At 59.3% G+C, this 22,547-nt stretch carries 26 protein-coding genes, 1 tRNA gene and 1 pseudogene; 8 read left to right on the top strand and 20 right to left on the bottom strand.

Annotated features, from left to right (window positions below):
- Positions 1-32: 32 nt before the first annotated feature.
- The 4 genes from BHMPCIPO_RS03330 to BHMPCIPO_RS03315 are packed head-to-tail and all read right to left on the bottom strand — an operon-like array spanning position 33 to position 4,054.
- Positions 33-272, bottom strand: coding sequence for a hypothetical protein (locus BHMPCIPO_RS03330; protein WP_173515452.1), 240 nt, complete (start codon positions 270-272; stop codon positions 33-35).
- Positions 269-2,326 carry a portal protein gene (locus BHMPCIPO_RS03325; RefSeq protein ID WP_173515451.1) on the bottom strand — a complete coding sequence of 686 codons (2,058 nt, stop codon included), beginning with the start codon at positions 2,324-2,326 and terminating at the stop codon, positions 269-271. The genes BHMPCIPO_RS03330 and BHMPCIPO_RS03325 overlap by 4 nt, the downstream gene beginning before the upstream one ends.
- The gene (locus tag BHMPCIPO_RS03320; RefSeq protein WP_173515450.1) at positions 2,326-3,777 is read right to left on the bottom strand and encodes a terminase large subunit domain-containing protein; all 1,452 of its coding nucleotides are present in this window, start codon (positions 3,775-3,777) and stop codon (positions 2,326-2,328) included. Before BHMPCIPO_RS03320 ends, BHMPCIPO_RS03325 begins: the two co-directional genes overlap by 1 nt.
- Positions 3,665-4,054, bottom strand: coding sequence for a hypothetical protein (locus tag BHMPCIPO_RS03315; RefSeq protein WP_173515449.1), 390 nt, complete (start codon positions 4,052-4,054; stop codon positions 3,665-3,667). Before BHMPCIPO_RS03315 ends, BHMPCIPO_RS03320 begins: the two co-directional genes overlap by 113 nt.
- 341 nt (positions 4,055-4,395) lie before the next feature.
- Between BHMPCIPO_RS03315 and BHMPCIPO_RS33770 the strand changes: the two genes are divergently transcribed.
- The 3 genes from BHMPCIPO_RS33770 to BHMPCIPO_RS03300 all read left to right on the top strand — a co-directional run bounded on the left by BHMPCIPO_RS33770 (position 4,396) and on the right by BHMPCIPO_RS03300 (position 6,307).
- Positions 4,396-4,530, top strand: a complete 135-nt coding sequence (locus BHMPCIPO_RS33770; RefSeq protein ID WP_210266398.1) for a YHYH domain-containing protein — start codon at positions 4,396-4,398, stop codon at positions 4,528-4,530.
- Between the two features lie 122 nt (positions 4,531-4,652).
- The gene (locus tag BHMPCIPO_RS03305; protein WP_173515448.1) at positions 4,653-4,895 is read left to right on the top strand and encodes a hypothetical protein; all 243 of its coding nucleotides are present in this window, start codon (positions 4,653-4,655) and stop codon (positions 4,893-4,895) included.
- Between the two features lie 530 nt (positions 4,896-5,425).
- Positions 5,426-6,307: a hypothetical protein gene (locus BHMPCIPO_RS03300; RefSeq protein ID WP_173515447.1), complete on the top strand. Its 882-nt coding sequence runs from the start codon at positions 5,426-5,428 to the stop codon at positions 6,305-6,307.
- Between the two features lie 147 nt (positions 6,308-6,454).
- Here BHMPCIPO_RS03300 and BHMPCIPO_RS03295 read toward each other — a convergent pair whose 3' ends face one another.
- The 8 genes and pseudogenes from BHMPCIPO_RS03295 to BHMPCIPO_RS03265 all read right to left on the bottom strand — a co-directional run bounded on the left by BHMPCIPO_RS03295 (position 6,455) and on the right by BHMPCIPO_RS03265 (position 9,670).
- Entirely contained in the window at positions 6,455-6,775 is a 321-nt protein-coding gene (locus BHMPCIPO_RS03295; RefSeq protein ID WP_173515446.1) for a hypothetical protein, read from the bottom strand.
- Positions 6,776-6,950: 175 nt separating this feature from the next.
- A complete protein-coding gene (locus tag BHMPCIPO_RS03290) occupies positions 6,951-7,553 on the bottom strand; it encodes a ribonuclease H family protein (protein ID WP_173515445.1) in 603 nt (200 codons plus the stop codon).
- Positions 7,546-7,839, bottom strand: a complete 294-nt coding sequence (locus BHMPCIPO_RS03285; protein WP_173515444.1) for a hypothetical protein — start codon at positions 7,837-7,839, stop codon at positions 7,546-7,548. Before BHMPCIPO_RS03285 ends, BHMPCIPO_RS03290 begins: the two co-directional genes overlap by 8 nt.
- Complete coding sequence (locus BHMPCIPO_RS32740) at positions 7,836-7,988, bottom strand: DUF6074 family protein (protein ID WP_246304449.1); 153 nt, start codon at positions 7,986-7,988, stop codon at positions 7,836-7,838. Before BHMPCIPO_RS32740 ends, BHMPCIPO_RS03285 begins: the two co-directional genes overlap by 4 nt.
- Before the next feature lie 41 nt (positions 7,989-8,029).
- A pseudogene (locus BHMPCIPO_RS32735) lies at positions 8,030-8,083 on the bottom strand (DUF6074 family protein); the annotation flags it as partial.
- A complete protein-coding gene (locus BHMPCIPO_RS03275) occupies positions 8,080-8,865 on the bottom strand; it encodes a hypothetical protein (RefSeq protein ID WP_173515443.1) in 786 nt (261 codons plus the stop codon). The gene BHMPCIPO_RS03275 and the pseudogene BHMPCIPO_RS32735, both read right to left, overlap by 4 nt.
- 169 nt (positions 8,866-9,034) lie before the next feature.
- Positions 9,035-9,355, bottom strand: coding sequence for a winged helix domain-containing protein (locus BHMPCIPO_RS03270; protein ID WP_173515442.1), 321 nt, complete (start codon positions 9,353-9,355; stop codon positions 9,035-9,037).
- A gap of 111 nt (positions 9,356-9,466) precedes the next feature.
- Positions 9,467-9,670: a DNA-binding protein gene (locus BHMPCIPO_RS03265; protein ID WP_173515441.1), complete on the bottom strand. Its 204-nt coding sequence runs from the start codon at positions 9,668-9,670 to the stop codon at positions 9,467-9,469.
- A 164-nt stretch (positions 9,671-9,834) separates the two neighbouring features.
- On the opposite strand from BHMPCIPO_RS03265, the gene BHMPCIPO_RS03260 reads away from it, so the two are divergent.
- Positions 9,835-10,563 (top strand): hypothetical protein, encoded by a 729-nt coding sequence (locus BHMPCIPO_RS03260; protein WP_173515440.1) that lies wholly within the window; start codon positions 9,835-9,837, stop codon positions 10,561-10,563.
- A 12-nt stretch (positions 10,564-10,575) separates the two neighbouring features.
- Here the strand turns inward: BHMPCIPO_RS03260 and BHMPCIPO_RS03255 are convergent, their stop codons facing one another.
- Complete coding sequence (locus BHMPCIPO_RS03255) at positions 10,576-11,856, bottom strand: tyrosine-type recombinase/integrase (protein ID WP_173515439.1); 1,281 nt, start codon at positions 11,854-11,856, stop codon at positions 10,576-10,578.
- A 131-nt stretch (positions 11,857-11,987) separates the two neighbouring features.
- On the opposite strand from BHMPCIPO_RS03255, the gene BHMPCIPO_RS03250 reads away from it, so the two are divergent.
- Positions 11,988-12,067 (top strand) — tRNA-Ser (locus BHMPCIPO_RS03250).
- Between the two features lie 67 nt (positions 12,068-12,134).
- Here the strand turns inward: BHMPCIPO_RS03250 and BHMPCIPO_RS03245 are convergent.
- The 3 genes from BHMPCIPO_RS03245 to BHMPCIPO_RS32730 form a co-directional block, all read right to left on the bottom strand.
- Positions 12,135-12,662 carry a hypothetical protein gene (locus tag BHMPCIPO_RS03245; protein ID WP_173515438.1) on the bottom strand — a complete coding sequence of 176 codons (528 nt, stop codon included), beginning with the start codon at positions 12,660-12,662 and terminating at the stop codon, positions 12,135-12,137.
- 462 nt (positions 12,663-13,124) lie between these two features.
- Positions 13,125-13,370 (bottom strand): hypothetical protein, encoded by a 246-nt coding sequence (locus BHMPCIPO_RS03240; protein WP_173515437.1) that lies wholly within the window; start codon positions 13,368-13,370, stop codon positions 13,125-13,127.
- A 43-nt stretch (positions 13,371-13,413) separates the two neighbouring features.
- Positions 13,414-14,148, bottom strand: a complete 735-nt coding sequence (locus BHMPCIPO_RS32730; protein WP_246304255.1) for a thermonuclease family protein — start codon at positions 14,146-14,148, stop codon at positions 13,414-13,416.
- A gap of 355 nt (positions 14,149-14,503) precedes the next feature.
- Between BHMPCIPO_RS32730 and BHMPCIPO_RS03230 the strand changes: the two genes are divergently transcribed.
- Entirely contained in the window at positions 14,504-15,196 is a 693-nt protein-coding gene (locus tag BHMPCIPO_RS03230; RefSeq protein WP_173515436.1) for a class I SAM-dependent methyltransferase, read from the top strand.
- Positions 15,197-15,314: 118 nt separating this feature from the next.
- On the opposite strand, the gene BHMPCIPO_RS03225 is transcribed toward BHMPCIPO_RS03230, so the two are convergent.
- Together BHMPCIPO_RS03225 and BHMPCIPO_RS03220 are read right to left on the bottom strand one after the other, a co-directional pair.
- Positions 15,315-15,665, bottom strand: coding sequence for an EF-hand domain-containing protein (locus tag BHMPCIPO_RS03225; protein WP_173515435.1), 351 nt, complete (start codon positions 15,663-15,665; stop codon positions 15,315-15,317).
- Between the two features lie 17 nt (positions 15,666-15,682).
- Positions 15,683-15,934: a YMGG-like glycine zipper-containing protein gene (locus tag BHMPCIPO_RS03220; RefSeq protein ID WP_065372299.1), complete on the bottom strand. Its 252-nt coding sequence runs from the start codon at positions 15,932-15,934 to the stop codon at positions 15,683-15,685.
- A gap of 521 nt (positions 15,935-16,455) precedes the next feature.
- On the opposite strand from BHMPCIPO_RS03220, the gene ampC reads away from it, so the two are divergent.
- Positions 16,456-17,628, top strand: a complete 1,173-nt coding sequence (ampC, locus tag BHMPCIPO_RS03215; protein WP_173515434.1) for a class C beta-lactamase — start codon at positions 16,456-16,458, stop codon at positions 17,626-17,628.
- 187 nt (positions 17,629-17,815) lie between these two features.
- Positions 17,816-19,093, top strand: a complete 1,278-nt coding sequence (locus BHMPCIPO_RS03210) for an alpha/beta hydrolase (protein WP_173515433.1) — start codon at positions 17,816-17,818, stop codon at positions 19,091-19,093.
- Between the two features lie 33 nt (positions 19,094-19,126).
- On the opposite strand, the gene BHMPCIPO_RS03205 is transcribed toward BHMPCIPO_RS03210, so the two are convergent.
- Both BHMPCIPO_RS03205 and BHMPCIPO_RS03200 read right to left on the bottom strand, forming a co-directional pair.
- Complete coding sequence (locus BHMPCIPO_RS03205; RefSeq protein ID WP_173515432.1) at positions 19,127-19,819, bottom strand: response regulator; 693 nt, start codon at positions 19,817-19,819, stop codon at positions 19,127-19,129.
- Positions 19,816-22,512, bottom strand: coding sequence for a DUF4118 domain-containing protein (locus BHMPCIPO_RS03200; protein ID WP_173515431.1), 2,697 nt, complete (start codon positions 22,510-22,512; stop codon positions 19,816-19,818). The genes BHMPCIPO_RS03205 and BHMPCIPO_RS03200 overlap by 4 nt, the downstream gene beginning before the upstream one ends.
- Positions 22,513-22,547: the final 35 nt, after the last annotated feature.

The following is a 22,547-nucleotide window of genomic DNA, read 5'->3' as shown; positions in this document are numbered from 1 at the left end:
TGCTTGCTGCCTTCTAAGGTTTGGCCCGGGCCCTATGCCGGGGCGCCCTTCCCGTCAGCCTTGGCTTGTTCCTCGGCGAGGAACTTGAGCTTGCTACGGAATTTCCTGATAGCCCGCGCTTCGGCCGCATAGGCGGCGCGGGTCTCATCGTCGGTGACCGGTGCGTTGATGCAGCCGTTGATGGCTGCTGCTTCCAGATCGTCCATGACGGCGTGAAACAGCGGATTGTCGAGCATCGCGCGGGCGGCCGCTTGCTTCTCTTCCTGCTTCATCCTGGCTGGCCTCCGATCTGGGGCTGCGGGATGCGCTGACCGACCAGCGCTTGCGCCATCGCCTGATCACGCTTGAGCTTGATCTCCTGATCGATCTGGTAGCGCTTGATATCGCTGTCGGCCTGGATCTTCGCCATGTCGACTTGCGTCTGTGCGGCCAGTTTCTGCCGATCGGTCTCGGCGTCGAGCTTAGCCTTCTCCATGTCGGCCTGGGCCTGAATCTGGACTTTCTGCATTTCCGGGTCTGGCTTGTTCGCCTCTGCTTTGAGGCGGTTATCAAGCTCTTCCTGGTCGGGCTTGGTGAAATACAGATCCGGAGACTTGAGACCGGCAGCCTCGACCGTTTTCGCGATCGAGTTATAGAGGTTGTCGGGCGACACATACGGGTTGTTGACCGGCCCGAGCGATGAGAGCAGCTTCTCCTGCAATTGCTGGATCATCTGCACCATCATCATGTCACGTTCGCGCGTGCCGGCGCCAAGACCGGTGTTCACCGTGGCGTCCATGGCCGCATTCCAGTGCCGCGGATCGAAGGTCACCCACTGACCACGAAGGCGCACCGTGCGCGGCTGGTCCTGATGCTTGATGGTCAGCTTCAGCAGGCCCTGGAACACGCGCTTCAGGCCTTGCGCGAAGGTGCGAACCATCAGCTCGGTCTGGCCGATGCCGGCGGCCTCGATCATCGACGAGGCCTTGGCGGTCATGTTCTGCAGCGCATCCGGAGCTAGGCCGCTCGAGGCTTCAGAAATGCCGGTGCGGTCGGTGGCTTCCTGATCGAGGTAGCCGAGCATGTTGAAAGACTTGTCAGCGACCAGCGGCACCTGGTTGTAGCCGACGGCATCCCTCACACTGACGCTCTGGCTCACCCGGATCGGCTGGCCGAATTTCGGGTTAAGCACCGCCTCGGGGTTCTCGATCGTGCCTTCCTGAACGATGGGCTGAAGATTGTTCTGCCAGTAGAGGTTATCAAGCGTCTGGCGCAGCAACACGGTCTTGATGCGCTGGATCTCTGCCATATCGTCGGTGATTGAATTGCCTTCGCGCTGGTGCGGCCGGCGCTCGGTGATCAGATCGGCAAAGGGCGCTTCGTCCCATTCCTCATTTTCGAGGAGGTTCTTCTCAGCGGTACCGCCTGCAAAGACCATGCGGCGCAATTCGGCGATTCCATCGTCGTCGGCATCGATCCGGACATACAGCTCGTAGTAATCGACCTCCTGGGCCGCCTTATCCGCCTGGTCGTCGGCGTCGACAACATCGCGGCGCCGCGCGAACTCCTCAGATTCCTTCTCGTTGTCCTTGGTCGTCGCTGGCAGCGCGTCGATTACGGCCCGATCGTAGCCCATCGCGACCAGGTCGGAACGGCGCATCTTCATGCTAAGACCGGTGCAAAGGCTGTCGTCGATCGACATCGCGTCGGGATGGATGAGGAATTCCTCAAGCGGCACCGCGGCGAGCCGTGTGCAGCCCTTTTCGATCACGCGCCTGATCTTCAGGTCGTAAACCGGGATCTGCTGCGGGCCCTGTTCCGTTTCCACCGTGGCAATCGACTGCGCCTGTTCCAGCACCTCGACCGAATCGTCGCCGACGAGCTGCACCATGGCGGCCTCATCAAGGCCGGTGTGTCGCGAGACCTCTACAATGCGCTTCTTGTCGTACCACCAGCGAATGACGCCGTTGCGCAGCTTCAGCGCATCATGCGCGGCGTCCTGCACGGCGTCGTAACCATCGCTCTCCGGAAAGACGATGTAGTTGATGTAGTCTGTGGCCTGTTCGGCGCCGGCCTCGTCACCCTGGTTCACCGGCTCGTATTCGACGACCTTGTCGTTGCCGAGAATGGTCCGGATGAGCGACGGCAACACCTTCTTGATGGCAGAGCGCACGTCGCGCGAGACGACTTTCGACCGGTTCGGATCGGCCGGCACGTCTTTCATCTCGCCATCGTAATATTCCATCGCCTTGACACGGTCGGTGGAAAGCTGGTCGCGGAAGCTCTCGCAGTCCTTCACCAGTTGCGTCACCTGCGAGGCGACTTGTGCATTTGTCAGTGCAGGCATCAAACAACCTTCCGATCTGTGAAGGCCCAGGCCTTGTTGTCAGGTTTCACCTTCGCAAAGCGCTTCATCATCAGCGCGTAGCGGGACGCTGAAATCACGTCGTCGCGCTCTTTCACGATCTTCCCGTCTTTCCGGTGATAGAGCCGGAACTCTTCGAAGAACTCGCCACAGGTCGAAAACACCTTGAAGCGGCCCGTCTGCATCCGCTGCAGCATGTCCGAGATGCCCGCCTCGACGCCGTTCGAGCCGTCGTCGAAGGTGGCGCGCTCGGGCAGCATGTTGAGCCCCTGAGCCCGATACTGCACAGCCAGTTGCTCACCGCTGCCCTTGTCATGCTGCAGGCCATCATGCGGCCATGACCACGGCAGCCAGGCGCCCCACGGTTTCAGCGCTGCGGCGTGAATGATCGGCGTCGCCTCACGCTCCCGATAGACCTTCGTCACATAGAACACGTCGGCGTCGCGATCCCAGGCGCAACCAGCGGCGCCGAATGGGTGATCCCACCCGAAATCAAGGCCACCGATCTGGACCCAGTGTTTCGGGATCTCGAATGGCGCGACGGTGATGCTCTCCTCCGAGACCGGGAAGATGCGACCAGAGCCGAGCGACGGAACGCCCTTTGTGCGGGCCTCGCGTTCGTGCGCTGGATAGCTGGCGATGATGCGGGCCCGCTCCTCCGGGCTGTAGTGTTCCGCATCGTCGATCGTCATGGTGACGGTCGTGCGGTATTTGGCACCCTCGTCGTCACCCGGCATGATGAACCTCGCGACGACCGTGCTCATGCCCTTCAAGGGCGTGAACGTGACAGCGACAGCGCCGCCGGTCGCGTTGGTTCGCGTGATGCCCTCTAGATAAACGTCCTCGGGCGGCTCTTCGTCGAACCAGACGAAATCAACCGTGTTTGCCTGCCACTTACCGCGGCCCTGCTCATATGCCTTGAACAGGACCGTTGAGACGCCGCCCGAGACATGCCGAACCGTGACGCTATCCAGCGCGCCAGACACGCCGCTGCGGCGCGTGGTGTCGACAATGGCAGCCTTCGGAATATAGCCAGTGCCCCAATCCTCTTCGTTCATCGGCGGACCGATGAGAAGTCGTTGCACGCCATCGCGGGTCAGTTCGTACGATTCAGAACCGGCAAGCATGATCACCGGGCGGTCGAAGCGCCGGCCTTCCCACCAGTCTGGATACTGACCGGTCAAATGCATCGCTGCTTCTGCGGCACCGGCCAGCGTCTTGCCGAGCTGGTTGCCGGCCACGAAAAGGCGCTCACGATACGCAGCGCCCGCCTTGTGGAACTCGATCTGCTTCTTGTAGGGGCGATAGAACCGAAGGCGGCTAGTGCGCTGTCGGCGTTCGATCTCCATCGCTATTTCCATCCTCTCCATGAGCAGAGAGGAAAGGTTGGATGGTGGCGTCGAGCTTCCGGATGCGGTCGAGGAGCTGCTCATCCGTCATCTCGCCGATCTGGTTGATGTTGACATTCAAATCCTTCGGCATCAGCGAGGCGACAACCTTCAGGAAGTCCTGGGGGCGTTTCTCAATGACGGTGTGGATCGCAGCAGCGCCTTTGCTTTCCCAAGCTGCGAGCATGTCTTCGATGAACATCTCACCGAGTTTGTTGCGGGCACCTTTCGGGCGGCCAGGATTCCCAGGCTTGAACTGATGCTCGACGGGCGGGTTTCCCTTTCCCGTTTTCTTCCCGTTGTTTCGGGTCCCGTCTGTCATGCTTCATTGCCTCTGGCGACAGCCCGCGGGGCTGACCTGCGGTGATAAAATCACAACTTCTGAAATATCCTCGAACGAGCGTAGAACGGTCCCGGTACGGATCAGGTCCGTGCATCCTTCTCTAACCCAAACGGGTGAGGAACATAAGCGAACAGCTTGGTCGGACCTACCGCATAAACGATGCCGCTCCAAGGAGATAGGCGCGTGCATTTCCAGCACTTTCGTCAGTCATTCGCTATGACCTCGTTAACCCATCCAACCGGCCAAATCTGTAACTTCTAATTTAGTCTCGACTTCACTTGTGCGCCGTGTTTAAGTTGCATAGCAATGGAGGGACCATCATGAAGTTGATTAAGCTCGCAGCGGCTGCGCTCATCTTTTTCGGTAGCGCAACCTACGTTTCTGCTCACAGTGGGGGGACTGACGAGAACGGTTGTCACACCAACCACAAGACAGGCGGTTACCACTGTCATTGACACCTGACCGAGGCCTCCCTCGGGGGCAGCATCCCGAGGGAGGCCTCAGGTATCTCAGAACGATTGATCGTTTCTCCGGCCTCGACTACATTAGCAACCTGTGATTGACCAAGGGGAGGACGATGCACAAGATATGGCTCATAGCCCTTGCAGCACTAGCCGGCTGCAACTCCAGCTCGGCGAGCGATTGGAAGGAAATTCAAACCAACAGTAAAGAATCTCGCTTCGAGCGCGCCAAGGCTATTTGCAATGGGCGCGCCGCGGAGACGCAGGTCATTGCGGGGCGTCTCTGGATGGCCGGTGCCATTGCTGCGGACAGCACCTTCAAAGCATGCATGGCGGAGCAAGGCTTCTCCCCGAAGTAAGCCGCCGCACGAAAGCCGTGGCAAAAGTGCCGGCAGCCCGTTCATCTCCGGTTTTGGTTGCAGTGATACAATTCCCGAGTCGCATGCATCCAAGAGGAGTGAAGCATGAGCCGAAACACCGTCCTCGGAATTATCCTTGCCGTGGTCGTCATCATCCTCGTCGTTCTTCTAATGCCAAAGAAGGAAGCGACCACGGAGACCGCAACACCGCCGGAGACCACGACTGAGCCGACGACATCTCAACCGTCGACGACCACGCCTTCAACAACGACACCGTCCACGACAGCACCGTCCACCTCGGAGCCTTCAACCACTCAACCGTCGACAAGCACCCCCTCGACAACGACCCCCTCAACCACACAGCCGTCCACGACCCAGCCTTCAACTACGGCGCCAGCTCAATAGCGGCCTCGTCCCGCGGCCGCCACACTGCCTAGGTGCAGTGGGTGGTCGCGCTTGCGCCAAGCTTCCAGTCAGAGGGATTTGCTTCTACTCTCGACATCCAACCCTACAAAACTTGGAGTCCTGCGTTGCCCCTGGATATTTTGAGCAATCACAAGGCGTTGTTGGCTCAAATCGATTGCTCAACAATTCTGCAAAAAATACAAGCCTTTGGCTCTTTGGACATCAAGTCCATCAGCGATAGAGATCTGCAGGACAGCATTCTCGACGTTCTGACGGGCGGAACGAGGAGAGCGACCTTGACTCGACATTCAGTGACGATTCCTGCCGGCGCGAGGCTGTTTCGTGCCAGGTCGGCGGAGCCAGGCGAACATCACATCCCTTTCAGTTGTGGCAAAATCAGTACAGATGCTTGGGCGCCCGAAGCAAAATATGTGAAATCTGCGGGACGGCTTCACAAAGCAGGCGAGCCGTTGTTCTATTCTACTTTGGGACACCCACTCACCACTCTGAACGAGATACGCTTACCTCAGAACGAGTATGCAATCGTATTCGAATTTGTAACGCAACGCCCCTTAACGGCCACCAGTTTCGGGTTCACCGAGATGCAACCTGGATACTCCTCGGACGAACTTGCAAAAATCAACTTGGTAGAGGACTTTTTGTACGCGGAGTTCAGCAGAGATGTACCGAAGGGCATGGAGCACCGTTACCGTGTCTCCGAGCATATCGCCAAGGACTACTTCGACCTTCCCGGGCAGGACGCATGGTGCTTTCCGTCTGTTCAAGACCGGCAACAGTGGAACGTTGTGTTCCGACCTAAACAGTCAACAGAGTGTCTCGATCTAGTGGGGGGCATGGTTTATCGACGGCGGGATGGTGCAGATTCTATTGTTGCGGTTTGCCGATTGATGGACGGCAAATTCATCTACGAGAGGCTGGGGGGCCCTATGCACCGGGACTACTTTCCGAACGTATCTTTGCCCAGTGCTCCCCCACTGCACGGATAATCCCGGCTCTACGTCCCCCTCAAATCACCAAACAGAAAACCCGCCTTTGCTGGCGGGTGTTTTGGCGGCGTCCGGTCACAGTTCCGACGTTGGAAAGACTCTACCGGGGTTTCGCGTGGAAAGTCAATTCATTTCGGGTACGAAACATTACTTGTACCCAAAGCACTTGGCGCATGCGACCAGATCCTGTTCCAAAACCGGAGCCACGTCCCGTTCGCTGATCTCAAACTTTATGCCGATCTGCTTGGCCGTGAGGCCCTGAGCGCAGTAGGCAGTCAAACGGGCGGATACGAGCGCTCCGAGAACGGCGACAGCGCCCTTCAACTCCTCCATGGCTTCGAGACGCTTCTCGGGGATGCCCTTCCAGCCGGCGCCGATAGCTCCGTTAAGATCAGGCGACGACGCCGACGCGGTACCCGCCTGCTCCCATAGCCGGGCGTAGTGGGAGCCTGCATGATAGAGGTACATCCCAGGCCCTCCCCGGCCGTATCGCCACTCGAAGGTACCTGGCAGCGCTCGCACGCTCTGCTTGGTCGTCCGGTTCGACGACACGCGCACTGATACCTTGCTAACCTGCGTTCCGTCGAAGCCAGGGGCACGCAACTTCTGTGCTGATGATGTTTGCTTCAAGCGTTGGGTCCTTTCAGGCCAGAAGTTGACGGTACTCAGCGGTCAGGAAATCGAAAGGCAGGCCGTCCTGGGAAGCTTGGCCGCACGCAAGTGCCATCCCCATATTCGACAACTCATCCGCGCGTTCATTACCGGCGATGCCTGCGTGTCCCTTGCACCAGCGGATAGTGATCTGATCAGAGCCCGAGAGAGCTGCATCGATCGACCGCCACAGCTCGGCATTGAGGAGGATTCGGTTCTTCGGATCAGCATTAGGGCCGCCGCGCTGCCACCCGTTCTTTTTCCAGCCGTGGCGCCACTCGTTAGCTCCTTTGACGCAATACATACTGTCGCACCAGATGGTCACCGGCCCATTCAGCGCCTTCGCAGCCCCGATGCCCTTCAGGAGCCCTGTAAGTTCCATCCGGTTGTTTGTAGTGTCGGCGTCCCCGCCACGTTCCGAATACAACTCTATGCCGTCCCTGAAGACCGCCACGCCCCAGCCACCGGGGCCGGGGTTAGGCTCACATGCGCCATCTGCAAACACGTGGAGACCTGACGCAAAGGCCGCGTGGTCTATCTCATAGGCTGGTGCGGCTGCTGGGCGAGATTTCTTGAACTTCCGCCATTTAGTCATCGGAGACCTCGCTGCGCTTCTTGATGAGGGCCCTACGCTCCGGCGTCATGCGGACGTAAGCGGGGCGCCAATTCATGGGTTTCTGCCAAATCCTCTCCGGAGGATCGATGCGGTACCAATGACCGTCGGTATCGAGGAAGTAGTTCACGTCTTCGGGCGAGTGGTGCCCCGCCATGTCATCGAAGAGCAGATTGCAGATGAGACCATCTGCCTTAGCTTCGTGCATCGGCCGCCAAGGGTTCTCGCGATCATGCGCTACGCGCGCTTTGCGTTCAGCTATCGTCATGCTGCACCTTCAAGGTTCTTGGCAATCTCGTCACGGACAGCCTGCCAAAATTTCAAAATGGGCTCGTGCTGGTCGATGGCGGCGATGCCGAGTTTGGCGAGGTTGTTGAGTAGACCCGCGGTGATCTGCACCCGATACGCGCGCGCCATTTTTGAGTCTTCATCCCCCTCAGGGTCGCCGCGACCGACCGAATTTTTCCAATCCGCCGAGTAAGGGGAAAGACAATGATCTGCGTTTCGCTCATGCCGCGGTCCTCGCATCGCCGCCCAAAATGCTCATTGCTCTTTGCCGCGAGAGAGTTCCGCCCATTAGGAATAGCTTCAGGGTGCGCCTGACAACGCCGGCATGCCGCACATCGGCGCAAATCGCGTCCAAAATGCTCTCTGCCTCGTCATCGTTTGCCGGTATAGGGAAGGGCTGCGTTGCATCGTCACCGAGTGACGCAAGAGCGTACTGATTAGTGTAGTAAAGAGGTTCCTCCTCTTCATAGCTAACACCTTCTACGGTATCCTCTACGTAATTCCCTGCAGTTTTTTCAGTGCTGTCACTGTAAATCCTGCAGTGCAGATCATGCTCCAGCCCTGCAATTCTTGCAGTGGGCAAATTGCAGGGCTCGCTGGAAGCAGCACGCCGCCTGCGCTCCTCTTTTTTGTCGGCTTCAAACTGCTTGAGGACTTCACGAGTGATTGTGATGTGGTCGAGAACGCGGTTCTTTCCGGTATTTACAATCTGGTATCGGACTGATCCAGAACTGGTCTTACCGAACTCCCTGAAATAACCCTCGGTCACGAGTTGACGCCGAGCCTTGATGATCGTGTGTTCTGTAAGCGCGGTAAGCGCTCTAAGGTGCACGATTGACAGGTACGGAGCTGCGTGGATGTCGCTCATGAAGTCGAGGTAAGCGCGCACGACTTTCAAACATGCTTGGCCGAGACGTGGATCTGCGTTGACCGTGTTTTCCAGGTCGAACTTCCACGTCGCGAGGCTCGTGTCTTTCGACTTCTTCGTCTTTCTCGTTCTCGTCACGCCACGGCACCTCGCCTAAAATCACCAGCGAGTTTGCAAGCTTCACAAGCCTGCAGTGCCTTCAGGTCGAACTTCGCCTTCAGGATATTAACCACGTGCGGAGGCACCGGATCTTGTTCGGAGAGCCACCTTGCGGCGACCCTCACTTTCTCAGTCTGGACATCTCCATTCATGCGGCTGTCCTCGCGTTGACTTCAATGACTTTGACTTCGCTCTCCAGGCGGAAACGGCCATGCGAACCCGCGAAGACGCCGGCATGCGGCTCGTAAGTCGTTGAGATCACAAATCCTTTCTTTCGAAGAGCGTAGAGATAATGACCTACGCGAGGTGCAGGGCTCTCAAATGTGGTGACGCCGGCCTTGCCGGCATCAATCAGCGTCTGCAGCATCCAAGCTATTCGGCCGATGAGGGTGATCGGCATCCCTTCCGGCTCACCGTTGTTCAAACGCTGTACACGGAGGGAATACTGTGGTTTAGAAACTTGCGGCATCAACGGTCCTTATCGTTGGTGTGGAGGGGCCGCTGCGAAGCGGCATCTGATCGAGCGGCAGAGGGTCCAGGCGCCAACCACGCCCTCTGCCGCTTTTCTGTTTGCGCCTACTCATGCGGACACCTTGGCGCGCTCTCGTTCCCAAGCCGTCAAATCATCCACCCTGAAAAATTTTCGACGATTGATGACCATGGGCTTGGGAAAGCCCAGAACTTTGTTCTTCTGCCAGCGGTAGAAGGTAATGGGCGCTATGGAATAGCGTGCTAGGACCTGGCTGCTTGTGAGGTACGTGGTGGAGGTATTTGAAGTTTCCATTCTCGCTCCTTGAATGTCCGGTTGATCAAAAAACTTCCATCAGTTTTTGGGAAGTTGCGCTGCGAACCACACCAATGTAATAGAAGATACAATCACGACCATATCAAAGGCAAGCACCATGAGCGCGAGCCGGTGGCTTATTGGCGAAACTTGGGGACAAGGGCATGGCTCGCGGAGAACTAAAGACCATCAAATTTCAAATGATGCTCTCCGAATCCGAAGCAAAGACGCTTGATGAATGGGCGGAACACCACGGATTCAAGTCGAGGGCGGAAGTCATTCGCCGGATGTGCCAATTAGCCTTACTTACCGATGAGCGCGCATCTAGTATCGCTCGGAAGCTCAGAAATCTTGATTTTTTGGCAACGAGATTCTTAAAACAGGTCGAAACGGCGAAAACTGGATTCAGCAACAAACGCAGCAGAATGACCGATCGACTAGCAGAGTCGGCCGAGTTTTATTCTGAGGAGATTTTCGACCAGATCGGTGAGATTAACATTGACCTTGACCTTATCCTAGGAACGACGCTGGAAATGCGCTCCAGAAGACCACTCGATGAGGTGGTTGACCAGTTACGTCAAGACCGCATCCGGATACAGGAGACTTCTGAAGCCTTCAGGGTGGCGCGACAGAACAAGCGGGAAGAAAGAAAACGATTGCAGGGGGTCGATTTTGTCGAACTCCAGAACCGGATGGAGGCCATCATAAGGCGCAGTCCTGACCTAGATCTGGCGCAACAAGCGGCGCACGAAGAAGTCAATCGTTGGCTCGACAGCGCGAAGGCGAAGAAAGAGGAAATTGAGAAGCGCGAGCAAGAGCGGGATGTCTATCTCGCCGAACGACGCAAGCAGCAGGCGGCCCGAACACAAGACGAGTCAGATGGCGACGTCTGAAGCTGATCATCTCTAGGAACGTGCCGCGATAAGCTTCACCTGCTCTGCCCAGTCCGCCAGAGCAAGCCTCTTCTCGTCCGAGTACTCATAGCGGTTGTAGATCTTGGCAACGCCTTTAATCGTTCCACTTTGATGGTTCAGCACCGCCTCGACAACGTGCACCGGGATCCCTAGCCTGGCCATGCCACTAGCAGCAGTGCGGCGCAAATCGTGCAGCGTCCACCCATCCAGCTTTACGTCTTCAGGTTTCAGCCCAGCGGCTGCGGCCTCTTTATGGGCTATCGCCAACATCTCGCGATCGATCGCCTTCTTACCCCTCGAAAAGCCACTGACAGGCGTCTCTCCGGTCGTTGAGAACAAGTACGTTTCGCCGACCTTTGGCAATCCAGCGATCACCTCCAGTACGAGCGAAGACAGAGGGACGAGATGCTCCTTCCCGTTCTTGGAGCGCTCCGGCGGGATAGTCCAGAGTTGATCATTGCCGGTAAGTTCGAACTCGGCCTTGGGAGCGTGCGCGAGCTCGTTACGACGCTGCGCCGTCAGCAGTAACAATTTGACGAGTGGACCGAAGGGCCATCCGACCTTTTCGCAGGCGAGCCACACCAGCCTGATCTCCCGGTCTGTCAGAACGCGTTCCCGGCTGGCGCCCTGCTTGGCTGTCGAGCCCTTGGGAACGGGCGAAGCGTCCACAATGTCACGATCAACAGCCCAATTGAAAAACTTGCTTAGAATGGCGCGCACCCGCGCCGCAGATTCCGGGGCTCCTGAGTCCGCGATATCATCCAGCAGCTTCACGACGTCGCGCTTGGTGATTGTTCGGATGTCTCTGTCCTTCCACCCGGGTCGAATGCGCTTGTCGATAAACGAGATGGTATTTGTCTGTGTGCTCTCGCGGTTCTTCTTCTTCACGTGACGCTTTACAAACTCGTCGAGAACGTCACCTACAAGATCCACGTTCACCGGCTCTGGCGCCTGGGCCTTCTCCTCCTCGCGCACCTCGGCAGGGTCTCTGCCGTCCGAGACAATGCGAGATGCTTCCTGGGCCTTTTCCCTGGCCTTCGCTAACGTGAAGGTCGCGTCTTCGCCGAGCACGAATGGTCCGATTGTCAATTTCCGCGGTCGGCCAGCATGGCGATACCGGAAAGCCCAACTCATCGCGCCGCTGGGCTGAACAACAAGATAGAGCCCTGGCTGCCCGGCATCGGGAATTTCCGTCCTGATGCTGTAGCCCTTCGCTGCGGCCGATTTTGCGATTGCTTCGAGTTTCTTCTGGTTGAGGACCGACTTTGCCATCGGAGCTTTCTTTAGGGTAACATGGGGTAACAGAATTCGGTGGCTGGCACTGATAGGAAGTGGTGTTATCACAACCCGTCAAACACAGCCAAGACCCTGATTTCCAAGGAACACAAGAGAGCTGAATGATTGCCATTGATTGGTATTGAAAGGCCGTTTTACATCATTCGTAATGATGGGGTCACGTGTTCGAGTCACGTAAGCGGCACCATTCTTCTTCTGGAAAACACAACGATTTCAAATCGTTAGACCATTACCAGTTTTCTCAATCCACCTTTTTAGCCACCTTTCTCTTTTCGCTGCCAGCCTTCCTCGTCACGTCGTTTTACCCTCGCGGTCTTTCTCTTTGCCGGCTTGCGTCTGGGCGCCGGCTTTGCTCGTGCTGCCCTCAATTCGGCTTCCCGCTGCTTTCGTAGCACTTGATAGAGGTGTTCGAGATCCCGATAAGCCTCGAATATCTCGGATTCTCCCCGGTTTTCCTGGGTTCGTTGATCAAGAAGACGCGAGGCGGTCACCTGCAGCGGTCCCTTGACCATCTTACGCAGCGCGAGCTGGCGCTGCCCCTCGAAAGACTCGTAGTCGCGTATTTGTTCGGGCTTCAGGTGTAGAGCCATTGCCACCGACTGATCCGAGACGAATCGCTGGGTCTTATCGTGATACTCGATTGCGGCCTTCAGGACTTCGTTGCACTGGTCGATTATATCGTCTGGACGTCCGGCACCTCGAACAACGCGGATGATATTCGCAGCGAGTTCGCGCAGCCTATAGTCCAAAGCCTCCTGCAGCCAATTCTCGTCGATAGGCATGGCGTTGCCCGAGCGTTTTCCCGCTGTAGGGAGGCTTTCGAGTTGAAAGAGTTTGGCAATGAGAGATGGGAGGCGTATAATACTTTTTGCCGGTAGCGTCTGGCCCGCGTCAAGTGATGACAAAGCTTGATGCGCCCTAATGGGTTTGAAAAAGGCCCATCGGAGAAACCACCCGCTACCGGTTGTTGGAAGGTCGGATTCATCCGGCCTTTTTTGTTGCCTGCGGTCGCCCCACATAAGGGGCATGTCTAAAGGTGAAGCCGAACTCGAAGCCGCTCGTCGGCGTTAGAACGAACTCTATCCGGGTCGCCCGATCAAGCGGGTCGGCGATACGCTGGAGGCGTCGTATTACCTGGGCGCCATGAGGTTCGTCTGGGAGAACGGCCAACCGCTGACGGATCAGGAGATCGCGTCCGTTGAGGCGATGACGCCACCCGGGTGTTTTTCCTGAATCGCCCGCGGTCAATCGCGAACGAAACGCACCTTGTCCTGGCCGGCCAACAGGAAGCTTTTGAAAGCCGCTTCCCTTACGGCTTTTTTCACGCCTTGGATGTGCTTAGGGTTCTTTGGGTTCTCCCAAAATTGTGGGAGACGGGCGCTCTTCGGCAGCTGATCGCCTATGGCCACTTCGATCTCTCCGAAGGAGAGAATAATCTCTCTCAGCCGTTCTCTGGCAAGCTGCAACGTAAGCCCCTCGTATTTCGACATCTGCCCCTCCTTCGGTTTCCTCCAGGATCTCCCAGTCTCCGTTTCAGCCGCACCACGACTGCTTGAACCCAATCCAACGGTGCGCAAGCCCCTCGTCGACGAGCTGGGCGCCGAGCGATTGACCGCCGCGGTAGACTTCGCGCAGTTTCTGGCCGTATTTATCCTCGTCACGCATCCCCGCTTTGAGACCGAATGCGCCGGCATTGAGAAGCGCTTGTAGACGGATCGTGGCCTGCTCACCCAGCGCCTTCTCTTCGGCGCAACGTGGCTCGCTAATCTCAGGCGTGTCTATGTCAGAGATCCGGTACTTTATACCGTCGAGCCAGAACGTATCACCATTCACGACGCACGTTGTCCGCGCGCCCGATGCGCACAGGGGGAAGGATGCGGAAATGGTGTCTTCCGGCGGCACGGTCGCCCAGCCGTAGGCTCCACCTATCACGATGCCAGCGAGAGGCAATACAAGCACCCATGGCGATAAACCCCTTCTCGGCGCCGCCGTGCGCTTGGTCGGATTGAATTTGGCGGACGTCCCCACGGCCTCATGCGACGCCCGCGGCGTGCCTGTCCCTTTTGAAGGCAGATCTTTGCGAAAGATGGATTTGGCGACAACTATCGCGCAAACTATCACGCCACTTATCAGCAGCGAGAAGGGCGAGCTACTTCCACCACCTCCCCATAGCCTGCCACGACGGCGCGCCTCGGCATCATTTGGAAGTAAAAGCAGAAGTGGGCCGAGCGCCAAAGCTCGGCGACTTAACCGGTATGGCTCGCGCATATCTGGTCCCCTCAAACCAAAACTGCAGATCTGCGCCAGACGATAACACACGTTAAAATTTAGAGAAGACTAAATAAGGCTTGACGACAACTTGCGCTGTGAGAGCATCCCCCTCATGGTTGTGCAGCATGGGGGAAGCATGAACGTGCACGCTGCTGAACAAACAAAGCAATATGAAGTATTGGGCACCCAGCGTTTCACCTGGGTGGGTTGGACAAGCGTCTGGCTCTTCATCTAGTTCCAGCATGTCGCGAAACCAGCCCAACGCCGTTCCTGTATCCGCACCGATTGAATCTGAGCGAAAGTTGAATTAGTCGGGGTTCATCCATCCTCAACGGAGAGGCGACGAACCGACATGAACTTTGTTGAGCAGCTCGCTCGGAACTTCCTGCGCAAGCGGGGCTACTCCGTCTCGCACGGTGGTGGCGAGGACTATCGAGGCGACTACCGCCTGATGCAGTATTCAAGCTACGAGCAGTATGTCTCGGTTCAAACGGAGGGAAACAAGCGCAAGATCGACCAGGTCTGGGCCGACGAGGCGACGATCGACGTGATCTGTGACTATGTTCGCAAGGCCATCCCAAATGCGAAGCGGGGCCTCTGCCACGGTTCCAGGAATGGCACCGAGGTCAAATGGTTCGCGGATCGCCTCGGAATCGACGTCATCGGCACGGATATCTCGGACACGGCGTCCCGGTTCGGGCTCACCCAGTGGGATTTCCATGACGAAAATCCGGATTGGAAGAAAGCCTTCGACTTCGTCTACACGAATTCCCACGATCATGCCCACGACCCGCAAAAGGCTTTCACGACCTGGGTGGGCCAACTGGCGGATGGAGGGAAGCTCCTCGTCGAGCACACGCTCGGACACGCACCGGCAAGCGTCAGCACGCTGGATCCCTTCGGCATCGACCCCAAGGTTCTTCCTTACGCCGTCCTGGAGTTCGGTGAGGGCAAGTATGCCGTGACGAAGGTGATCAGGCCGGCCCATCAAAAGGGCGGCGGCCCGATCTGGGTGTTCGTGATCGAGGCGATCCCGCTCGGCTGATCAGCGCGATCCGATCTCCCGGTTCTGGACGAGCTCCGCCGCCGGCCAACCGGCAGCCGGCCGCTCGTCCGAACGCGCAGGCGCCCTTCGCGCGCCGCGGCGCGCCAGTCGAGAAGCGCTACTTCAGATTGCCGTCGCCGCTTCGATCCGCCATCTTGAAGTCCGCCATCACCCGGTCCAGAAATTCGTTGCGGGTGATCTTGCCGTCGCCGCTTGCGTCGGTGGCGGCAAACTGCTGGGCATTCAGCGCCTGCTTCGTCTCGTCGGAGGTGAGGTTGCCGTCCTTGTTCCTGTCCAGATTGACGAAGGCCGTCGTCATGAAGGCCTCGTATTCGGACCGGTCGACCGCACCGTCCTTGTTGCGATCGAGCGCATCCATCTGCCCCTGGCTCATTGTTGCAGCTTGCTGCGCCACAGCGAGACCAGCCGGACAGACCACAAGCACACCCAAAAGAACGAGTTTTCTCATCCCTCACCCTTCCGCGATCAATAGTAGCGGCACGTCAGAGCATTGCCGGCCGCAGCGCCCAACGTAGCACCGCCGCCAACAGCCCAGAGCTGGCCAGTACCTGAACCGATCGTCGAGCCGATCAGGCCGCCGACGATTGCGCCGCCGACCGTTCCGGCAATGCAGCCGAATTCGTTGCCAGTCGAACCGCTCTTCGACACGTAGGCAGATTGGCACCCCGACAAGGCTAGAGCGCCGGCGAGAATGATGGTTACGGTCTGCTTGCTCATTTTATCCTCCAATATGGCCGTCTTTCTGGAATAGAGATCGGGCGGAGGCGCCATTGAGTGGCGTCGAATGCAAATAGCTTCCGAGTATGCTCCCCGGATGGGAGAGACTCTTCTGTTCAATCAGAAGCAGCTCACGAATAAAACACACGGTCCGGAGACGAAGACCTCCAAACGGCGGGCGAATACTACCCCGAGCGGCCAGCAATGACAATGTTGCGCGTGGTATTAGCTTTGTGTCGCAAATAACCCCTGACGCGATCGGGGCACTGCACTCAACAAAGGAATGCCCCTTAGCCCTAGATTTATTTATATCTCCTGCGAGATATCGTCGTTTGTGGCGTGGCGATGCGCGGTCTAGGTCTGGCTTGCCCCTGGCTGAGGTTCAGTGCTTTCACCCGCATATCTCCGGACGAGCTTTGGTCGATGGCCCAATCAGCAGGCTGGCCCGATGGACTTTCGCCCGATGGACCTGGGCCGGGCCAAGCATGGGCATCCCTGCCTCGCAAGAGAGAGTACACGCAATGGATAGAATGACGACAATCAAATTAGGGCTTACTACTACAATCCTCTTTTCGTTCGCCGCGACCGCCTTCGCCGGGAACGGCGAGCAGGCCCGGATTGCCGCCGCCGTGGACAAGGCGATCCGACCGATCATGCGCGAATACAATGTGCCGGGCATGGCGATTGCAGTGACCGTTGACGGCCAGCACACCTTCGTCAACTACGGCGTCGCGTCCAAGGAAACGAAGGCGCCGGTTACGGAGGACACGCTGTTCGAGCTCGGCTCGATCAGCAAGACCTTTGCCGGCACGCTCGCCTCCTATGCGCAGGCGCTCGGCAAGCTGTCCTTCGAAGACCATCCCGGCCAGTACATGCCCGAGCTCCGCGGCAGCGCCATCGACAAGGCGACCCTCCTCAATCTCGCCACCTATACGGCCGGCGGCCTGCCCTTGCAGTTTCCCGATCAGGTCAAGAGCGACGGCGACATGCTGACTTACTTCAGCAACTGGAAACCAGACGCCGAGCCAGGGAAGAAGCGTCGCTACTCCAACCCGAGCATCGGCCTCTTCGGCCATGCCGCCGGCCTGGCGATGGGCGGCAGCTTCGCCAACGCTTTGGAGACAGAGCTATTTCCCAAACTCGACCTCAAGCACAGCTATGTCACCGTGCCGGCCAGCGCGATGGGCAGCTACGCCTGGGGCTACGGCAAGGCCGACAAGCCGATCCGGGTCAGCCCGGGCATGTTCGACGCCGAAGCCTACGGCGTGAAATCGTCCGCGGCAGACATGATCCGCTTTGTCGACGCCAATATCCGGCCGGAGAAATTCGACGGACCCGTTCGCCAGGCGATAGAGGGAACGCATATCGGCTACTTCGATACCGGCAAGATGATTCAAGGCCTCGGCTGGGAACAGTATCCCTACCCGGTTTCGCTCGAGCGGCTGCTCGACGGCAACTCCCGAACCATGGCCCTGGATGCCAAGCCGGTGACGGCGTTGGTTCCTCCGAAGCGTCCCGATGATGCGACGCTTTACAACAAGACCGGATCCACCAACGGCTTCGGCGGCTATGTCGCCTTCGTGCCGGAAAAGAAGATCGGCGTCGTCATGCTGGCGAACCGGAACTTCCCGAATCCGGAGCGCATCAAGGCGGTGCATGCGATTCTGAAGACGGTGGCCACTCTGGCGGAATAGGCGGCGAAGCATCCATCAAAGGCAGCCCCTTGTTGCGGCAACTCGCAACAACGAGTACCTGCATTCATCAACAACCCAGCGGCGAAACTTCAATCGCACCCGCTTGCATATTAGCGCCGGGTGTTGTCATCTGCGTTTCGCAAAAGCGCGATCAGATGCAGCGAAGTTCAGGCGTATTGGGGATGCTATGTTCGAGTGGGTGGGGTTTCAAGGTTCGCTGCAGCACGTGCGTGCACGGGGAGGACGGGCGATCTTCGTCGTGGCGGCCTTGGCATTGCTTGCCGGTTGCGGCGGTCATGCCAAAGGCGTGATGGCACCGGTGACGCTGACCGCGCCGGTACCCGGGACCTCGACCGTCGACATGCTCGTCGCGACCACGCGCCAGCCCTCCGGCGATCCGGCAACGCTGTTTTCCGGCGAGCGTGACGCAAACACCTTCCTGACCGACGTTGCGGTGTCGATCCCGCCGGACACGGCGCGCAAGGCCGGCACGGTGCAATGGCCACGCAAGCTGCCGCCGGATCCCAAGAAGGATTTCACGGTCACACGCGTTCGCGAACTCACGTCGCTTGATGAAGCCAAGTCCTGGTTCCAGCAGCACGATGTCGGCGGACAGGCCTTCGTCTTCGTGCACGGCTTCAACAACCGCTACGAGGATTCCGTCTACCGGCTTGCGCAGATCATCCACGACTCCGACGTCCAGGCGACGCCGGTGCTGTTTACCTGGCCGTCGCGAGCCAATGTGTTCGATTACAATTACGACAAGGAGAGCACGAACTATTCGCGCTCAGCCCTTGAAGACATCCTGAAAAAGCTCGCCGACGCGCCCAAAGTCAAAGGCATCACCATCCTCGCGCATTCGATGGGCACCTGGCTGACCATGGAAACGCTCAGGCAAATGGGCATCCGCGACGGCAATGTGCCCTCCAAGATCGAAAACGTCATCCTCGCTTCGCCCGACATCGATCTCGACGTCTTCGCCAAGCAGTTCGTCGAGATGGGCCAGAAGCGACCGAAATTCACGATCTTCGTTTCGCAGGACGATCGCGCGCTCGCGCTCTCCAGCTTCATTTCCGGCGACGTTTCCCGCCTCGGCGCGATCGATCCGTCTGCCGAGCCCTATCGCACCCAACTGGAACGGGCCGGCATCACCGCGATCGACCTGACCAAGGTCAAGACCGAGGACGGCCTGCACCACGGAAAGTTCGCGGAAAGCCCGCAGATCGTCCAACTCATCGGTACCCGGCTGGCAACCGGGCAGACACTCACCGATTCCGATATTTCCGTCGGAACCGGCATCGCAGCGGTCGTTGCCGGCACGGCCAGAAACGTCGGCAATGTCGCGGCAGTCACCGTATCGGCCCCGGTATCGATCCTCGAGAATCCGCAGCCGACGCCCAAGAAGAAGAAAGTCGTCGGCGAAACGCTCGCGACCGACATGCCGACGCCGGTAAAGATCAAGTGATGGTCGCGGCTGCCGCTTGCAGGCAGCCTGCTGTTAACCGTCGTCGCCGACGAAGCGATAGCCGACACCCGGCTCGGTGCGGATGATCTTCGGGTCGGCCGCGTCGCGCTCAATCTTGCCGCGCAACTGGCCGATGAAGACGCGCAGATAATGCAGGTCCTCGCCGTGCGCGACGCCCCAGACCGACGTTAGAAGCGTCCTGTGGGTGACGACGCGGCCGGCATGGTGCGCCAACATGACCAGCAGGTCATATTCCTTCGGCGTCAGGCGCACTGGCTCGCCATCCTTCGTCACCACGCGCTTGATCGTGTCGATCGACACGCCGTCGGCGGAGAGTTGTGTCTGGCCGCCGTCCATTTGCACCCGATGGCGGAGCGCCGCGCGGATGCGCGCGGTCAATTCGCCGATGCCGAAGGGCTTTTCGATATAGTCATCGGCGCCGAGATCGAGCGCGGCAATCTTTTCACTCTCCCGGTCGCGTGCCGAGAGAATGATGATCGGCACCTGCGACCAGCCGCGCAAGTTCGCGATGACCTCCTTGCCGTCCATGTCCGGCAGGCCGAGATCGAGGATGACGACATCGGGTGCGCTCGTCGCCGCCGCCTTCAGCGCCTCGGCGCCAGTCAATGCTTCCAGAATGTCATAGCCGGCGGCACTCAATGCGGGTTTCAGGAAACGCTGGATCTGGGGTTCGTCGTCGACGACGAGGATACGCTCCACGCTCATGCACGGTCCTTTTCGGAGATTTCAGGCTTGGCGGCGGGGAAGCGCATGGAAATGCGCGTGCCGCGGCGGCGCAGCGCCGGGCTTTCCGCCTTGATCTGGCCGCCCATGGCCTCGACGAAGCCCTTGGCGATCGAAAGCCCCAGCCCCGTCCCCGGCGTGCGGCCATCCACCTTGCCGCGGCGGAAGAATTTTTCGAAGACCTGCTCGAGATCCTTCGGCGCAATGCCCTTGCCGAGGTCCGTCACCGACAGCACGATTTCGTCGCCGTCCGGGCGGGCATAGATGCTGACCGGTTCGTCACCGCCATATTTGTTGGCGTTGTCGAGCAGGTTGAACAGCACCTGCCCGAGAAGCACGCTGTCGCCGCGCATCAATGGAAGATCCGGTGCGATGCTGGTCTCGATCTCGCGCTCGGGAAAATACTTGCGGGCACGATCGACGGCAGCGCGAACTGCGTCGGCGACATCGACCCAGTCGCGCTTGGCGTTGACCGTGCCGGCCTCGATGCGGGTCATGTCGAGCAGGTTGGCGACGAACCGCGTCAGGCGTTCGCCCTCCTCCTCGATCGATTTCAGCAAATCGTCACGGCTTTCCGGCGACATGCGGTCGCCGAGTTGCCTCAGGCTGGTGACGGCCCCGGTGATGGTGGCAAGCGGCGTCCTGAGGTCATGCGAAATGGACGACAGGAGGGCCGCACGAAAGCGTTCGCCTTCGAGCTTCGCCGCCTGGTCCAGGCTTTCGCGCGACAGGCGTGCCCGGTCGACGGCGATCGCCGTCTGGTCGAGGATTGCCGCCAGTGCTCGCTCCTCGTTGATCTCCAGCGGCTTGTCCTCCTGGACGAAGCCGCAGACGCCGACAACGCCGTGCGGGCTCGTCAGCGGGCGGAAGTGAAACGGGCTGTTCGGCAGCGTCCCGGTACCGTTGCCGGCCGGTTCCTGCTTATCCATCGCCCAGCGCGCGGCCATGATATCGGCGACATCCAGCTCCGTGTCCGGTGGCCAGGCGGCCTTCAGCTGCAGGTCCCCCTCCTCTGGCAACAGTAGCGCAGCGCTGCGTCGCAACGTCGTCTGCATCTGCGTCACCGCCGCCCAGAGCACATCGTCCACCTTGGCAGTGCCCGAAAGCTTGCGAGAAAAATCGTAAAGCGCCTGGGTCGCGGCGGCGCGCCGGCGCGCGGCCTTTGCTTGTTCGCGCACCCGAGAGGCGAGGCTCCCGGCAAGGGCGGCGGCCACCAAGAAGATGAACAGCGCGAAGACCTCGTGCGGCTCGGCAATGGTGAAGGTGCCGACCGGTTCGATGAAGAAGAAGTTGTAGGCCAGAACCGAAAACAGCGCCGCGGCGATCGCCGATATGTGACCGGCATAGGTCGCCGACGCCAGCACGGCGAGCAGATAGAGCAGCGAGATGTTCGGCAGGATGATGAAGCGTTCGATCAAGAGGCCGAGGGCCGTTGCAGCCGCCACCGCGCCGGCGGCAATGGCGATGGCGCGCCCGGTCCCGGGCGGCAGAGACTTCTTCGCGGCCGGCCGCGGCTTCGGCGCCGCCGGCTCGCGGTCGGTCACGAGGTGGATGCCGATGCCCGATACCCGCTCTGCCAAGGCGTCGGGGAGCGACCGGCGGAAGTACCGCATCGGAAAGGATTGGCGGCGCGCGCCGATGACGATCTGCGTCGCATGTTCGCGGCGCGCGAGTTTCAGGATTTCCTCGACGAAGTCGTTGCCGACGATGCGGCGCGTCTCGGCGCCGAGCTGTTCGGCAAGACGGAAGGTCTCGTCCAGCCGGCGCACGTCCTCGCCATCGCCGCTTTCACGATCGGCACGTTCGATGAAGACGACGATCCAGGGAGCGTTCAATCCCTCGGCGAGCCGGCTGGCGGTGCGGACCACTTTTTCCGACAGGGGATCGGGACCGATGCAGACAAGCAGGCGCTCGCCGCTCGCCCACACACCTTCGATCGCATTCTGCTTGAGGTAGTCGACCATCTGGTCGTCGACCCGGTCGGCCGTACGCCGGAGCGCCAGTTCACGCAACGCCGTCAAGTTGCCGAGGCGGAAAAAGCGATCGACCGCGCGCTTGGCGCTCTCGGGCAGATAGACCTTGCCCTCTTTCAGCCGCTCGATCAGTTCGGCGGGCGGCAGATCGACCAGCAGCACCTCGTCAGCGCGCTTCAGCACCGTATCCGGCACCCGCTCGCGCACCGGCACGCCGGCGATCTGCGCGACGACATCGGAGAGGCTTTCGAGATGCTGGATGTTCAGCGCAGTCCAGACATCGATGCCCGCGGCAATCAGTTCCTCAATATCCTGATAGCGCTTCGGATGACGGCTTTCCGCGGGGTTGCTGTGGGCGAGTTCGTCGACGACGATGATCTTGGGACGTCGGGCAAGGGCCGCGTCCAGGTCGAATTCGGAAAGCACTCGGCCACGATGGTTCACATCGCGGCGCGGCAGGGTTTCCAGTCCCTCGATCAGGGCGGCGGTCTCGCCGCGCCCGTGGGTTTCGACCAGCCCGATGACGATATCGACGCCGTCTTTCTTGAGACGCCGGGCCCGGGTCAGCATCGCATAGGTCTTGCCGACGCCGGGCGCGGCGCCAAGGAAAACCGTCAGTTTTCCCCGGCGATCCTGCGCGGCAAGGGCCAGAAGTGCGTCTGGGTCCGGGCGACTTTTGGCGTCACGTTGACTGTCGGGCATTCGTCATCTCGGGCATGCGTTCACAAGCCTTGGCC

Origin of the sequence: Ensifer sesbaniae (assembly GCF_013283665.1) — a bacterium.
Taxonomy (GTDB): domain Bacteria; phylum Pseudomonadota; class Alphaproteobacteria; order Rhizobiales; family Rhizobiaceae; genus Ensifer; species Ensifer sesbaniae.
This window is presented reverse-complemented; position numbering and strand designations above follow the sequence as displayed.

Coding starts and splice junctions, on each gene's coding strand:
- BHMPCIPO_RS03330 (WP_173515452.1), bottom strand. CDS start 272: ATGAAGCAGGAAGAGAAGCAAGCGGCCGCCCGCGCGATGCTCGACAAT.
- BHMPCIPO_RS03325 (WP_173515451.1), bottom strand. CDS start 2,326: ATGCCTGCACTGACAAATGCACAAGTCGCCTCGCAGGTGACGCAACTG.
- BHMPCIPO_RS03320 (WP_173515450.1), bottom strand. CDS start 3,777: ATGAGCAGCTCCTCGACCGCATCCGGAAGCTCGACGCCACCATCCAAC.
- BHMPCIPO_RS03315 (WP_173515449.1), bottom strand. CDS start 4,054: ATGACAGACGGGACCCGAAACAACGGGAAGAAAACGGGAAAGGGAAAC.
- BHMPCIPO_RS33770 (WP_210266398.1), top strand. CDS start 4,396: ATGAAGTTGATTAAGCTCGCAGCGGCTGCGCTCATCTTTTTCGGTAGC.
- BHMPCIPO_RS03305 (WP_173515448.1), top strand. CDS start 4,653: ATGCACAAGATATGGCTCATAGCCCTTGCAGCACTAGCCGGCTGCAAC.
- BHMPCIPO_RS03295 (WP_173515446.1), bottom strand. CDS start 6,775: ATGTACCTCTATCATGCAGGCTCCCACTACGCCCGGCTATGGGAGCAG.
- BHMPCIPO_RS03290 (WP_173515445.1), bottom strand. CDS start 7,553: ATGACTAAATGGCGGAAGTTCAAGAAATCTCGCCCAGCAGCCGCACCA.
- BHMPCIPO_RS03285 (WP_173515444.1), bottom strand. CDS start 7,839: ATGACGATAGCTGAACGCAAAGCGCGCGTAGCGCATGATCGCGAGAAC.
- BHMPCIPO_RS32740 (WP_246304449.1), bottom strand. CDS start 7,988: ATGGCGCGCGCGTATCGGGTGCAGATCACCGCGGGTCTACTCAACAAC.
- BHMPCIPO_RS03270 (WP_173515442.1), bottom strand. CDS start 9,355: ATGCCGCAAGTTTCTAAACCACAGTATTCCCTCCGTGTACAGCGTTTG.
- BHMPCIPO_RS03265 (WP_173515441.1), bottom strand. CDS start 9,670: ATGGAAACTTCAAATACCTCCACCACGTACCTCACAAGCAGCCAGGTC.
- BHMPCIPO_RS03260 (WP_173515440.1), top strand. CDS start 9,835: ATGGCTCGCGGAGAACTAAAGACCATCAAATTTCAAATGATGCTCTCC.
- BHMPCIPO_RS03255 (WP_173515439.1), bottom strand. CDS start 11,856: ATGGCAAAGTCGGTCCTCAACCAGAAGAAACTCGAAGCAATCGCAAAA.
- BHMPCIPO_RS03245 (WP_173515438.1), bottom strand. CDS start 12,662: ATGCCTATCGACGAGAATTGGCTGCAGGAGGCTTTGGACTATAGGCTG.
- BHMPCIPO_RS03240 (WP_173515437.1), bottom strand. CDS start 13,370: ATGTCGAAATACGAGGGGCTTACGTTGCAGCTTGCCAGAGAACGGCTG.
- BHMPCIPO_RS32730 (WP_246304255.1), bottom strand. CDS start 14,148: ATGCGCGAGCCATACCGGTTAAGTCGCCGAGCTTTGGCGCTCGGCCCA.
- BHMPCIPO_RS03230 (WP_173515436.1), top strand. CDS start 14,504: ATGAACTTTGTTGAGCAGCTCGCTCGGAACTTCCTGCGCAAGCGGGGC.
- BHMPCIPO_RS03225 (WP_173515435.1), bottom strand. CDS start 15,665: ATGAGAAAACTCGTTCTTTTGGGTGTGCTTGTGGTCTGTCCGGCTGGT.
- BHMPCIPO_RS03220 (WP_065372299.1), bottom strand. CDS start 15,934: ATGAGCAAGCAGACCGTAACCATCATTCTCGCCGGCGCTCTAGCCTTG.
- ampC (WP_173515434.1), top strand. CDS start 16,456: ATGGATAGAATGACGACAATCAAATTAGGGCTTACTACTACAATCCTC.
- BHMPCIPO_RS03210 (WP_173515433.1), top strand. CDS start 17,816: ATGTTCGAGTGGGTGGGGTTTCAAGGTTCGCTGCAGCACGTGCGTGCA.
- BHMPCIPO_RS03205 (WP_173515432.1), bottom strand. CDS start 19,819: ATGAGCGTGGAGCGTATCCTCGTCGTCGACGACGAACCCCAGATCCAG.
- BHMPCIPO_RS03200 (WP_173515431.1), bottom strand. CDS start 22,512: ATGCCCGACAGTCAACGTGACGCCAAAAGTCGCCCGGACCCAGACGCA.